Here is a 13,140-nt window from a genome sequence, read left to right as displayed (position 1 = left end):
CACCAAACGGGTCCCCCTCACACGTACCTGCGCGAACGTCATCTATTCCACGAGCGTACGAAGCAGTCACAATCAATTGCCTTGTGCAACAACTAATGTGACCGGCTGACTCGTGCGACCCATTCCTATAGCGGAGTTCCAATATCAAACCCGGCATGGTGATCCCACGGTAAGATACAATGGTTAGTCCTTAAAACCGTCTGGAGTACCACATGCCGAAGGTTGTCTTTATCGGTCTTGACGGCGCGCAGCGCGTAGTGGAAGTGGATGCCGGCGACTCGGTCATGGCCGCCGCGGTACGCAATGGCGTCCCCGGCATCGTGGGCGAGTGCGGCGGAAACTGCAGCTGCGCCACCTGCCACGTCTATATCGATGCTGAGTTCGCCGCCGAAGTCGGTGGGCCTGGGGAAATGGAAGATGACCTGCTCGAACTCGGTGCTGCCGCTGAGCGGCGTGAGACCAGCCGATTGTCTTGTCAGATCACGATGATCGAGTCGCTCGACGGCCTGATCGTTCACGTCCCCGAGGAGCAGTGAGGGTGAGCGCTGGGACGTTAATCGTCGGTGCGAGTCAAGCAGGAATGCAGCTGGCCCTTTCGCTTCGCGATGCAGGAGAACGCGGACCAATAACATTGGTTGGTGACGAACCGTACGCGCCTTACCAACGGCCCCCGTTGTCGAAGTCCTACTTGCAGGGCGACATCCGCTTCGAACAGCTGCTACACCGCGCCCAGGAGTATCTGGCGAACCGCGACATTTCGGTACTCACGGGTGAGCTTGTCGATTGGGTGCAACTCGAGGGGGAGGGGCCGTCAGGAGTCGCGCTCACGGCGTCAGGCGAAACGCTGTCGTTCGACAAGTTGGCGTTGACCGTTGGCGCCAGTCCACGACGACTGGCCGTGCCGGGTGCCAATCTCGACGGGGTGGTGTACCTCCGCACAGCGGATGACGCCGCGAAGCTGCGCCAGCTCCAGCACGAAGCAGAATCCGTCGTCGTGGTCGGCGGCGGGTTCATCGGACTCGAAGCCGCGGCGGTCGCGCGCAAACAAGGTAAGACGGTCACCCTGGTTGAGGCCACCGATCGGTTGATGGGCCGAGCCGTTGCACCCGTGGTTTCCGACTTTTACCTCGATGCGCACGCGCGCCGCGGTGTCACCATATGTCTGAACGCGGAGGTAGTGTCGCTGACCGGGCGGGATGCCCGCGTGCAATGGGTGGAATTGTCCGACGGCAGCAGTCTTCCCGCCGATCTTGTGATCATCGGCATCGGAGTGGTGCCACGAACCGAACTCGCGCACCAACTGGATCTTGTTTGTGACGGTGGGATTGTTGTCGACCGCTTCGCACGTACCAGTAATCCGAACGTCGTGGCGGCGGGCGATTGCACTGTTCAACCCGATTGGCGTACGGGCAGCGGCAAAGTGCGCCTGGAGTCGGTTCAAAACGCCATAATTCAGGCCAAAGCGGCTGCCGCGACATTGGCGGGCAGGGTGGAGTCGGAGCTGCCGGTGCCGTGGTTCTGGTCCGATCAGTTCGATCTCAAGCTTCAGATCGCCGGCCTGTGGACGGGACACGACTACTACGTGGTTCGCGGCTTTCCTCAACGTGAGTCATTCTCCGTGCTCTATTACCGTGACGACGATTTGATGGCGGTCGACTCCGTCAACGCGCCGAGTGACTACATGGCGGTACGTAAGGCGCTCGCCCAAGGATCCACAATCCGGGCAGAGGATGCTCGCGATGTCTCGGTTTCGCTCCGCGAACTGATCCGTCCCCTATCTGGGGATGTTAGACGAATACGTCCTCGATTTTGATCGGTCGGGTCAATATGTGTTGCGCCAGTGCGAATTTCAACAGTTGCTCGAGTATCGGCCGGTTGAGCTCGACACCATAGGGCAGCGGGTCTGCGCCCGTCGTCTTCATCACCTCGGCGTACATCCGATCGGCTAGGTCGGCCACCTGTCCGCTGGCGAGCTGAGCGACATAGCGCTCCTTGGCTTCGCTGAAAGCTGTGTACACTGCAGCGGCAGCGTCCGGGTAGTGCTGCAGCACTTCGTCCTTGAGGACGATGAGGTGGTTGATGGGGTAGAACGAACGATCACGCAAGGCGCTGATTGCGGCACCGTGGGGGTCGGCGATCAACGGCGCGATATCAGGATGGTCGACGTCGACGCCGATGACCGCGTCGATTTCGCCTGCGATCAACATATCGGCCAGGTCTGCGTCGGGGCCGGCGGAGACCACGTTGGGCGGTGGGACGTACGACTCGACGTGTTCGTCGCCCGATAACAGCCAAGTCACGCGGTCGAGGTCGACGTCGTATTCGGAGGCGAGAATGCCGCGGGCCCACACACCGGTGGTAACGGTGTACCCGCGGTTGACGCCGACCCGCCGGCCTTCGAGGTCTTTCGGGTGTCGGATCGTCGAGTGGCGGTTGTACAGTATGGCCCCGTGGTGGAACCCCCGCACGAGGAAGATCGGTAAGGCGGTGAAGGCGACACCGTGTTCGCGTGCGGTCAGGTAGGTCGTGAGCGCCATCTCGCTGACGTCGAACTCTAGGTGCCGAACCATTCGGCGGAACCCCTTGACCAACGAGGGTATCTCCTGGAACTGCAGCTGAAAACCTGCGGGAGATACCAAGCCCTCCTTGACGGCTTGGTTGGCTCCTTGAGAGCGCGTCAGCGTGGTCAGTACGCGGCGGCTGTCGGGCATGGGTCTCCGGTTCTGGTGGGCGGGCCGCACTTGGTGAATTGGCATGACCATTGTGCCATAGCCGCTGCGGGCCCCGAGACGTCATGGGCGACCCTGGTAAGCGGTACTTCCGAATCGTAAATTGGCATTACCATTGTGCCATCGTCGATTGCGAGGGATGAGTTGGTCGATCGCGTTTTGGCTGCTGTACGTACGGCGCCGAACACCACCGAGTTGCGGGACTTGCCCCTGCCGGAACTGTCCGATGATTCCGCGTTGCTGAAGGTGGAGGTCGCCGGGATATGCGGCACGGATGTCAAGATGTATTCCAAACCGCCGTTCGACGAGCCGGTGATCATGGGCCACGAGAACGTCGGCATCATCGCCGCGGCGGGAAAGAAGTTCACGCGGTTGCACGGTGTGGGTGAAGGCGATCGAATCTTCGTCGAGCATTACGTTGGTTGCTATCAGTGTGAATGGTGCCGGATCGGCGAGTACCGCCACTGCGAGGCAACCGACTGGCGAACGAACGCCGATGCGCGCAGATACGGCTACACCTCAGCTAACAACGCCGGAACGCTGTGGGGTGGCTTCTCCGAATACATGTACTTGCCGTGGAATGCGGTGGTACACAAGGTGCCCGACTGTGTCGATGCTGAACTGGCCGGTCTCGTTACTCCCTTGTCGAACGGCATCGAGTGGGCACTGATCGCCGCAGGTGTCGGTTACGCCGACACTGTGCTGATTCAAGGACCGGGCCAGCAGGGACTGTCGCAAGTCGTGGCTTGCAAGCAAGCCGGCGCGTCCCAAATCATCGTTACGGGCGCGACGCGGGACAAAGCTCGCCTGGACCTCGCGCTGGAACTCGGTGCAGACGAGGTCATCGACATCGTTGCAGAGGCTCCCCACGACCGGATAATGGACTTGACCAACGGGCGCGGCGTCGACTTCGTACTCGACTGCACCTCGCGGGCTGGTGTGGGACCGGTTTTGCTTGGCATCGACGCCTTGAAACGCCGTGAGGGCACATTGCTCATCCAGGGGGAACTAGCTGCGTTCCCCGATTTTCCGGTGAAGAAGCTCACTGAGAAGGCCATCACGATCCGAAGCGCACGCGGCCATAGTTACCGCGCGTGTGAGCTCGCACTCGAACAGCTTGCGTCGCGACGGTTTCCGCTGGAGCGGCTGTCCACGCACAAGTTCGCGCTCGATCAGGTCGACAGGGCTATCCGAGCGCTGGCTGGTGAGACAGAGGACGCCGACGTTATCCACATTTCGCTGATGCCTTGGCTGGGAAAGGAGTCCTGACGGTGTCTGTCGTCATCCGCAATCCACCTCGCGCCCATCCCGCGGTGCGGGAGGAGCTCGCCCAGTTCGGCGTTGCGACCATTCATGAAGCACAGGGCCGCACCGGGCTGCTCGCTGCGTACATGAGGCCGATCTACACCGGTGCACGGGTCTGCGGATCCGCGGTGACTGTCAGTGTGCCGTCAGATGACAACTGGATGATCCATGTGGCGGTGGAGCAGTGTGAGGCAGGTGATGTCCTGGTAGTCGCTCCCGAAGAGCCCTCGGAGTATGGATTTTTCGGTGAATTACTGGCCACGGCACTCGCGGCCCGGGGTGTGAGTGGTCTGGTGATCGACGCCGGATGCCGGGACGTCACGGAACTCGCGGCCATGAGTTTTGCAGTCTGGTCGAAATGTGTCTCAGCACAGGGCACGGTGAAAAAACGTCTTGGCTCGGTCAATGTCGGGATTACTTGTGCCGGCGCCTGGGTCGAACCGGGTGACGTCGTGGTCGGCGACGACGACGGTGTCGTCGTCGTCCCCCGCACGGAGGCCGCTGCGGTCGCAGCGGCCGCCAGGCTGCGCGAGACCAGGGAAGCTGAGAACCGAAAGCGTTACATGCACGGTGAACTCAGCCTGGACGTCAACAACATGCGTGCCGACCTTGCCTGCGCGGGGTTGCGCTATGTCGACTATGAGGACGCCGTGCGGTGATCATTGACATCCACGGTCACTACACCACGTCACCGCCGGCGCATCAGGCGTTTCGTGACCAACAGCTCGCTGCGTTGGAAGATCCCAGCGTGCCCGCGCCGGCAGCGCCGAGGATCGGTGACGACGAGCTCCGAGAGAGCGTCGAGAACAATCAGCTGCGCGTGCTTCGCGAGCGAGGTGGTGATCTGATGCTGTTCTCGCCGAAAGCTTCCGGGATGGAGCACCATATAGCGGACCAGGCCACCGCCACCGCTTGGGCCCGTGCGTCCAACGACCTTGTCCACCGTGTGGCGCAACTTTATCCCGACGCTTTCGCGCCAGTGGCTCAGTTGCCGCAGACGCCTTATGGAGACTTGCGTGCGTTGGTCGACGAGCTACGACGTTGCGTGGATGAACTCGGTTTCGTCGGGTGCAACGTCAACCCGGACCCGACGGCCGGGTACTGGACGACGCCCCCGATGACGGACGAATACTGGTACCCGCTGTACGAGGTCATGATCGAGTTGGAAGTGCCTGCGATGGTGCATGTTTCGACCTCGTGTAATCCAAACTTCCACACGCTCGGCGCGCACTACCTCAACGCTGACACGAGCGTTTTCATGCAGTTCGTGGAGTCTGACTTGTTCCAGCGATTTCCGAAGCTGACCTTTGTGATCCCGCACGGAGGTGGCGCCGTCCCGTACCACTGGGGCCGTTACCGCGGCTTGGCGGCTCGGCTGGGCAGACCAGACCCAAGCGAACTCCTTGAAAATGTGTACTTCGACACTTGCGTCTATCACCAGGCTGGAATCGATCTGCTGCACCGGGTGATCGGTCCGGCGAACCTGCTTTTCGCGTCCGAAATGCTCGGCGCGGTTCGCGGAGTTGACCCGGACACCGGAGTCGCATGGGACGACACGCTTGTCTACATCAACGAACTCGATTTGAGTGAGAGAGAACACCACGCAGTGGTGGAGGGTAACGCGCGCAGGGTGTATCCCCGGCTGGACCGGCATTTGGCCAGTAAAGATCTCGCCGGCACCGGATCCGCCGTAGCCGACGTCCGCTTCGGATGAGGGGACGGGCGACATGGATAGGTCTCGCACGGCAAGCGGGGGGCGACTCAACACAACAGAAGGAGCCGAGAGTCGGTGAGCACGATCCCAGAGTTCGACGTCGATATCTTCTCCGACGAGGTGTTGCGTGATCCGTTTCCCACGTACGCCCGCATGCGTGAGCTGGGGCCGGTCGTCCGCCTGACCGCTAATGGCGTGCTCGCGGTGGCGCGGTATGCCGAAGTGCGGGCAGTCCTCATTGACCACACGCGATTCATATCCGGCAAAGGTGTCGGCTTCAACAGTCAGTTCAACGAGGTCCGTAGACACAGCGTCATCGCGTCCGACCCGCCACGCCACGAGATGCTGCGCGGTGTTCGCCAGGATCGTTTGGGGCCTCGCTCAATTCGCAATGTGGAGCAGGTCATTCGGCCCAGAGCTCAATCGCTTGTCGACGAGATGACCAGAAGAGGCTCCTTCGATGCGGTGACCGACTTCAGTCAGGTCTTTCCCGTAGAGGTCGTCGGAGAGCTGATCGGCCTCCCCGTTGATGCTCGCTCGGAGTTGCTGCGCTGGGCCAGCGGTGCGTTCAACGCCTTTGGGCCGCCAAGTGATCGCACCTCCGGAGGCCTGGCCGACATCGCCGAGCAGTTCGAGTACATCCGCACCGTCGCAACGAGGGACCAACTGGCGCCGGGCAGCATGGGTGCCGCGGTATACGAAGCGGCCGACGCTGGGATCATCCCCGAGGAGTACTGCCTGCACCTACTTTCGGCGTACCTTACGGCGGGGATGGACACGACCGTCAATGCGCTTGGGGCGATGGTGTGGCTGCTCGGGACGCATCCTGAGCAGTGGCACGAACTCCGCGGGTTACCGCACCGGGTCAACGCCGTCGTGAATGAGGTGTTGAGGATCGAAGCACCTGCGCAGCTCTTCTCCCGTGTCGCAGCGGTGGACGCCGAGGTAAGCGGAATTGAGATCGCCGCGGGTGAGCGGGTTGCTGTCATCTATGGAAGCGGCAATCGCGATGAGCGCCAGTATCCGGAGCCAGACAAATTCGACATTCACCGAAACGCCGCGGGTCATTTGACCTTTGGAACCGGTCTTCATGCCTGCGCGGGTCAGGTGTTGGCCCGGATCGAGCTCCAAGCGGTATTAGAATCGATGATCGAGCGCGTCGAGACGATCACGATTGGCGAGCCCATCCGCAAGCTCAACAACGTGTTGCGTGGATTCCATAGTGTCCCTGCGACTTTCACGCCCGCTGTGGTCAAGAATCCAGTACTTTCCGGAGAATCGGCGTGATCGGCAGTCGCCACAGCCATATCTATGTCGATGGTGTCTGGCAAGAGTCCAATTCCGATGCCTTCATCGACCTCACCGATCCGGCCACCGAGGACTGGGTCGGGAGCGTTCCAGACGGGAGCCCCGCCGATGTAGCGTCAGCGGCGATGGCGGCGCACGCCGCGCTGCGGGGGTGGGCCGAAGCGCCATCCAAAGATCGTGCAGCCCTGATCGCCGCGCTGGCTGACCGTTTCGATGAACGACGCGAGGAGATCGCGCACCTCGTGACGGCCCAGAATGGAGCCGTCATCTCGAGGTCACGTCGTACCAATGGCACTCGTCCCATAGCTCTCTACCGTCACTATGCCGAGGAAGCCGAATCGTTCGAGCCCGAAGTTGCTAGTGCCGACGGGAAGAACATCGTCAGACGTGAACCGGTGGGCGTCGTCGGGATCATCATCCCGTGGAATGCGCCCCAGTCACTATTAGCCCACAAGCTGGCTCCGGCTCTCGCCGCAGGGTGCACGGTCGTCGTGAAACCTGCGCAGGAAACACCTTTGGACTCATTGCTCATCGGGGAGCTCGCTGCGGCAGTCGGATTCCCTCCCGGTGTGATCAACGTCGTCACCGGTGGCCGCACGACAGGGTCCGCGGTGGTTGACGATCCGAACATAGACATGGTGTCCTTCACGGGTTCCACGGATGCCGGTCGCGTAATCGCCTCGCGTGCAGGGCATTTGTTAAAGCCGGTCGTAGCGGAGCTGGGTGGGAAGTCGGCGGCCGTGTTGCTCGACGATGCGGACCTCGAGCTCTTCTCCGACAACTTGGTCACCACCTGCCTGCCGAATACGGGGCAGGTCTGCTACTCGTGCACGCGTGTCATCGCGCCTCGCGCACGCTTCAGCGATGTACTCGAGGTCGTCACATCATGCTTGGCCAGTGCTCAGGTGGGTGACCCGCTGGATCCAGGGACAGTCTTCGGTCCGCTTGTCAGCGCGGCGCAGCGTGCACGTGTCGAGGACTACATCGACTCGGCTCGTGCCGAAGGAGCTCGGGTGACCCTCGGAGGTGGCCGTCCGTCCATTGCGACCGGCTTCTACGTCGAGCCCACGGTGATCGTCGACGTCGACCGTACGATGCGCGTGTTCCGCGAAGAGATATTTGGGCCCGTGCTGGTCGTGGTTCCTCATGACGGAGATGAGGACGCGACACGAATGGCCAATGATTCGTCATATGGGCTTGGCGGTGCGGTGTTCAGTCGTGACGTCGAGCGTGCGACGGCGGTGGCGCGCAAAATGCATACCGGGCGCATCTCGATTAACGCGCGGAGCCACGGTGTCTCCGACCCAGCCGAGGGATACAAAGACAGCGGAGTCGGTGGCTCGCTCGAGATCTCCTCCCATCTTCGACTCAAGTCCATTGCCGGGGTGGCCGACGTCGACCGGCATGCGAAAAGCGCTCGGCAGTAAGAAGGCTTTGCCTGGCAACACTTGCGCGAACCCCATTAACCCTGTCCATAACGTCGATGACGTTGCCGCCCAAAAAGGAAGGTCACATATGACAACCACAGTTCGCGACATCAGCATCATCCGAGCTGCCGTCGACCGTATCCAAACCGCTTTCGTGACAGGGCAACCAGCACTTCCGGTGCGCACGCTGATCGGCGCGGAGGACATTGATTCGGCGTATGCGGTTCAGCAGGAGCTCAACGCTCGCCGGGTGGCGGCGGGCGGAGTGGTAATCGGTCGAAAGATCGGCCTGACTGCTCCTTCAGTACAGCAACAACTCGGCGTCGACCAACCGGATTTCGGTGTCCTATTTGCGGACATGGACGCATCCGGCGAGACGCCCGTTCCTTATCGAAAGTTGTTGCAGCCCAAGGTCGAAGCCGAAGTCGCCTTCGTACTCGCGGAAGATATCGACAGAGATGTGTCAAGCGAAGATCAAATTCGAGGATCGATTCGCTACGCCGTTGCGGCACTGGAGATCGTGGACAGCCGCATAGCGAATTGGGACTTGAGTATCGCTGACACCGTGGCGGACAACGCCTCCAGCGGGCTGTTCGTTCTGGGGAAGAACCGGCTCGAAATCGACGAATTCGAGCCCCGGGACGTCGTCATGCGAATGTCGGCCGATGGCGTTCCGGTATCAGCCGGCTCTGGAGCGGCCTGTCTGGGTGACCCGATCCTTGCATTGATGTGGTTGGCCAGGACAGCTGCTGCGTACGGGCAGCCACTTCGCGCTGGCCAGATCGTTCTTTCAGGAGCGCTTGGACCCATGGCCGCGGTCAGGCCCGGAGTTCATGTCGAAGCGGAGATCGAGCCTTTGGGATCGGTTTCCGCCACGTTCTCAGAGGCATGATGGCAATGACGAAAGTCGCCATCATCGGTTCGGGGAACCTGGCACCGACCTACTGCAGAACATCATGCGCATTACCGCGGTACTGGACGTCGCCGGGATGGTGGGCATAGATCCCGCTAGCCGGCGTCCAAGGGGGAGAGGTCGGTTTCCAATAACCCGTGAGGGCCTACAGGGCCTGATTGCGATGTCTCATTTCGACGAGATCGACATCGTGCTATGGAGAAGCGAGGTTTGATCGTGCGCCTCGGCGTCGGTGGACGTCTACCGCCTTCGTCGCTGTAGCGCTTATTCGTCGAACCCTTCATCTGGGATGGCAAACACCGCCCGTGCGTTTTCGTTGAGATTGGCAAATCCATCGATGATCACCCGCTTCACGCGCATCTCGTCGTCAGCGATGCGAATCAGCCACGTGCGAAAGGCCGACCCGGTGAATTCTTCGCTGACCAACGCGGGCGCCTTCCAGCGACGAAAATAGAACTCAAGACGGGTCGTCAGCTCCACCACACCCTCATTCACCGGGACGTAGGAAAGTACGTGGCGCAGCTCGAGGCGTTCGTCGAAGATCCCGTCGCGTTGGTTGAGGTACACCTGTAGGCCATCGCGGCCTTTCCACTGGTGACCACCACGAAAACCGATCTGAAAGTCGTCGGTGAGGACCGCGGCGAACATCGGTTCGGATTTCCTTCGCTTCTCCAATCGAAGGAATAAGTCGATGGTCGCAATGAAGCCAGGCAGGTCCGGGGCGCCGCCGGGTACCTTCCTGTCGGCCTCCGTTTCTTCGGATGTCATCAGCCGAGATTGCGGGCTAGCTCGGCGGCGGCGTCTTTTAGGGCACTGCAAGCTTTGCGAACATCGGAGGGCCGGAATCGATAACTCGGCGCTGACGCGTTTAGTGCCAGCCTTATCCCGGAACCACCTTGGGGTACCGCCACGGCAACAGACGCGACGCCTTCCTCACTTTCCTGCCTGCTGATCGCGAACCCGCTTTTCCTGACCTCTGCCAATTGAGTGCGCAGTTCGGTGAGAGTGCGCACGGAACGCTCAGTGAGTGGCTCCAAATGTGGGTCGGGGTACAACTGGTCCAGCTCGTCGTCGGATAGGCCGGCGAGTAGGACTTTGCCAGTCGACGTGCAGTGTGCAGGACGCGTGCTACCCAAACGCGAGATCACCCGGACGGCAGAAGGGCTTTCGAGTGCCGCGATGAAGCGAACCAGTCTGCCGTCCAACGTTCCTACGTGCACGGTTTCCTGAAGCGTGTCGACCAGCTGGCGCAGAATCGGGGCGGCCGTGCGTGGTATGTCCATCCTGGAGTGGACAGCGAACGCCACGTTTGTCAGGGACGGTCCGGGCTGGTACGCCTTGCTGGCCGGATCTTGGCGGACGAACCCACGGTACTGAAGCATTGATAACAGGCGATGGGCGGTCGACGAAGCGACGCGCAGGTACTCACTGGCGTCAGTGAGCCGGATCTCAGAGCGCTCTCCTAGGAGGAGGAGTAGGCGAAGAGCGTTGTCGACAGACTCGATCGGATATTGCGGGGGCTTCCCTGTGCTGTCACGCTCCATGCCCGCGAGTGAGGGTTTCTGCATGACAGAGAGCGTACCGCGGTCAGGTTCGAATGCAGGTCGAAGAATCGCGACGAGTCCGGTGCCGGGGGCGAAAAGTCGCCTTCCTGCGCACAAGCCTGGCCGCCGTTTGTCTGCCTTGGCTGCGGCGGGTAGTTGGGGGCCGCCGACTTGCTTCTTGGCGCACGCGGCGGTGCCTTCGTCGACGAGCAGTTCGCCTGTGGCAGTAAAGGATCGCCGCGTTAGTACGTTTTGGCTCATCCCTGTGGTAGCCGCTCGGATCGGACGCTTGTCCCCCGCCCCCCTGTGGTACCGGGTCGCGGTCCTCTTTTACGCGGGCTGTACTGACCACGGACGTTAGGTACGGCGTGGCGTGGTGACATAACGAAGACCTCCGAGTGAAGTGCGAGCTGTCTAGAAACGCACCAACTCACTCCGGAGGTCTTCGTGTCCCACCGTAATGCCCCTTTGTCAGAAACCGGACGCCTGCGCCTGGCCCGTTGCATCGTGGAGGACGGCTGGCCGCTGCGCCGGGCCGCAGAGAGGTTCCAGGTCGCGGTTACCACCGCCGCCCGCTGGGCCGCTCGATACCGCGAATTCGGCGCTAACGGTATGAGTGATCGCAGCTCACGGCCTCATCGCAGCCCTAACCGGACACCAACACGCACCGAGCGGCGGATCATCAAAGTCCGGGTCATTCGCCGCTGGGGGCCGGCGCGGATCGCCTATCTACTGGGTCTGCATCCCTCGACCGTGCACCGCGTGCTGACGCGGTATGGCCTGGCCAAACTGCGCTGGCTCGACCGCGCCACGGGGCGGGTCATCCGCCGGATGGAATCGCCGGCCTGCGGCGACCTGGTCCACGTTGATGTCAAGAAGCTGGGCAAGATTCCCGCCGGCGGCGGCTGGCGGATGCTGGGCAAGGCCAAGGGCAAGCACAACGCCCGCGCCGATCGCAGCAGTGGCGTGCTCACCGCCGACTACAAACCCTCAGTGTCAGGCTGGACGTGCCGCTGGCGCGGTGGTTGGGTCTTCTCACCGGGTGTCTGGCTCCTACAAACACTGCCTTCGTGGCTTTCGCGCGTTGTGCCGATGCCGGGTGGGAAGGACCGACCGGCAAGTGACTTGATAGGAGCGTGGCACCGCCCCCACTGAGATTTGTCCTGCCGGCCGGCCCAACCTTCACCTCATCCCTTCCGATGAAAGAAGGCACCGTCCATGGTCGTTGTTGGAACCGATGTACACAAGCGCACCCACACCTTCGTCGCCGTTGACGAGGTCGGGCGCAAACTCGGCGAGAAGGTCGTCGCGGCCACCACCGCGGGAAACCGCGCGGCCATCGCCTGGGCGCGCGCAGCGTTCGGCGAGGAGTTGTTGTGGGGTATCGAGGACTGTCGCAACTTGTCGGCACGGCTGGAGCGCGATTTACTGGCCGCCGATCAACAGGTGGTGCGGGTCGCTCCGAAGCTGATGGCCAACACCCGCAAGTCCGCGCGCACGCGCGGCAAGTCCGACCCGATTGATGCCTTGGCGGTGGCCCAGGCAGTGTTGCGTCATCCTGATCTGCCGGTGGCCGCCCACGACGAGGTCTCACGCGAGCTCAAGCTGTTGGTGGATCGCCGTGAAGACCTTGTCGCCCAGCGCACCTCGACGATCAACCGACTCCGTCAACGCGTGCACGAACTCGATCCCACGGCCGAACCCAGACTGGCCTCGTTACACCGCCCCAAACCGTGCGCGGTCCTGGCGGCCTGGCTGGACACCCAAACCGGGTTACTCGCCGAGTTGGCCCGCGACGAACTCGCCGACGTGATCCGCCTCAACGAAGCCATCCAGACCCTGGCCGCCCGCATCGGCACCCGGGTGCAGACCGTGGCCCCGACGCTGCTGGCGTTGCCCGGCTGCGGCGACCTGACCGCGGCCAAGATCGTCGCCGAGACCGCCGGCATCTCCCGGTTCCGCAGCGAGGCCGCCTTCGCCAGCCACACCGGCAGCGCACCCATCCCCGTGTGGTCGGGCAACACCGCCGGGCGGGTGCGGCTCAACCGCTCAGGAAACCGACAACTCAACGCCGCTTTGCACCGCATCGCCATCACCCAACTACGGCTTTCCGGCACTGCAGGACAGACCTACTACCGCAAACGCCTCGCCCAGGGGAAAACCAGCAAAGAAGCCCTGCGCTGAACCGTCCTGGTCTGGA

The 13,140-nt window shown here is 62.1% G+C and carries 11 protein-coding genes and 2 pseudogenes; 10 read left to right on the top strand and 3 right to left on the bottom strand.

Annotated features, from left to right (window positions below):
• Window positions 1-212: 212 nt before the first annotated feature.
• Window positions 213-536, top strand: a complete 324-nt coding sequence (locus J3476_RS23540; protein WP_071948711.1) for a 2Fe-2S iron-sulfur cluster-binding protein — start codon at window positions 213-215, stop codon at window positions 534-536.
• A 44-nt stretch (window positions 537-580) separates the two neighbouring features.
• On the top strand, window positions 581-1,813 hold the full coding sequence (locus tag J3476_RS23535; RefSeq protein ID WP_373889110.1) for an NAD(P)/FAD-dependent oxidoreductase: 1,233 nt from the start codon (window positions 581-583) through the stop codon (window positions 1,811-1,813).
• Here J3476_RS23535 and J3476_RS23530 read toward each other — a convergent pair.
• On the bottom strand, window positions 1,788-2,711 hold the full coding sequence (locus J3476_RS23530) for an ABC transporter substrate-binding protein (RefSeq protein ID WP_207068744.1): 924 nt from the start codon (window positions 2,709-2,711) through the stop codon (window positions 1,788-1,790). The genes J3476_RS23535 and J3476_RS23530 overlap by 26 nt on opposite strands.
• A gap of 162 nt (window positions 2,712-2,873) precedes the next feature.
• Between J3476_RS23530 and J3476_RS23525 the strand changes: the two genes are divergently transcribed.
• The 6 genes from J3476_RS23525 to J3476_RS23500 all read left to right on the top strand — a co-directional run bounded on the left by J3476_RS23525 (window position 2,874) and on the right by J3476_RS23500 (window position 9,375).
• A complete protein-coding gene (locus J3476_RS23525) occupies window positions 2,874-3,998 on the top strand; it encodes a zinc-binding dehydrogenase (RefSeq protein ID WP_207068743.1) in 1,125 nt (374 codons plus the stop codon).
• A 2-nt stretch (window positions 3,999-4,000) separates the two neighbouring features.
• Window positions 4,001-4,693, top strand: coding sequence for a 4-carboxy-4-hydroxy-2-oxoadipate aldolase/oxaloacetate decarboxylase (locus J3476_RS23520; protein WP_014211428.1), 693 nt, complete (start codon window positions 4,001-4,003; stop codon window positions 4,691-4,693).
• Window positions 4,690-5,748: an amidohydrolase family protein gene (locus tag J3476_RS23515; RefSeq protein WP_207068742.1), complete on the top strand. Its 1,059-nt coding sequence runs from the start codon at window positions 4,690-4,692 to the stop codon at window positions 5,746-5,748. Before J3476_RS23520 ends, J3476_RS23515 begins: the two co-directional genes overlap by 4 nt.
• Before the next feature lie 75 nt (window positions 5,749-5,823).
• Window positions 5,824-7,035, top strand: coding sequence for a cytochrome P450 (locus J3476_RS23510; RefSeq protein WP_207068741.1), 1,212 nt, complete (start codon window positions 5,824-5,826; stop codon window positions 7,033-7,035).
• Window positions 7,032-8,483, top strand: coding sequence for an aldehyde dehydrogenase family protein (locus J3476_RS23505; RefSeq protein WP_207068740.1), 1,452 nt, complete (start codon window positions 7,032-7,034; stop codon window positions 8,481-8,483). The genes J3476_RS23510 and J3476_RS23505 overlap by 4 nt, the downstream gene beginning before the upstream one ends.
• Before the next feature lie 88 nt (window positions 8,484-8,571).
• On the top strand, window positions 8,572-9,375 hold the full coding sequence (locus J3476_RS23500; protein ID WP_067396793.1) for a 2-keto-4-pentenoate hydratase: 804 nt from the start codon (window positions 8,572-8,574) through the stop codon (window positions 9,373-9,375).
• Window positions 9,376-9,660: 285 nt separating this feature from the next.
• On the opposite strand, the gene J3476_RS23495 is transcribed toward J3476_RS23500, so the two are convergent.
• Window positions 9,661-10,164, bottom strand: a complete 504-nt coding sequence (locus tag J3476_RS23495) for a hypothetical protein (RefSeq protein WP_207068739.1) — start codon at window positions 10,162-10,164, stop codon at window positions 9,661-9,663.
• The gene (locus J3476_RS23490; protein WP_207068738.1) at window positions 10,164-10,964 is read right to left on the bottom strand and encodes an IclR family transcriptional regulator; all 801 of its coding nucleotides are present in this window, start codon (window positions 10,962-10,964) and stop codon (window positions 10,164-10,166) included. Before J3476_RS23490 ends, J3476_RS23495 begins: the two co-directional genes overlap by 1 nt.
• 423 nt (window positions 10,965-11,387) lie before the next feature.
• Here J3476_RS23490 and J3476_RS23485 point away from each other — a divergent pair.
• Both J3476_RS23485 and J3476_RS23480 read left to right on the top strand, forming a co-directional pair.
• Window positions 11,388-11,930: pseudogene (locus J3476_RS23485) on the top strand (leucine zipper domain-containing protein); the annotation flags it as partial.
• Between the two features lie 228 nt (window positions 11,931-12,158).
• Window positions 12,159-13,121 (top strand): annotated as a pseudogene (locus tag J3476_RS23480) (IS110 family transposase); the annotation flags it as partial.
• Between the last annotated feature and the right edge of the window lie 19 nt (window positions 13,122-13,140).

It is taken from the genome of Mycobacterium sp. PO1 (genome assembly GCF_017312405.1).
In the GTDB taxonomy this organism is placed as follows: Bacteria; Actinomycetota; Actinomycetes; order Mycobacteriales; family Mycobacteriaceae; genus Mycobacterium.
This window is presented reverse-complemented; position numbering and strand designations above follow the sequence as displayed.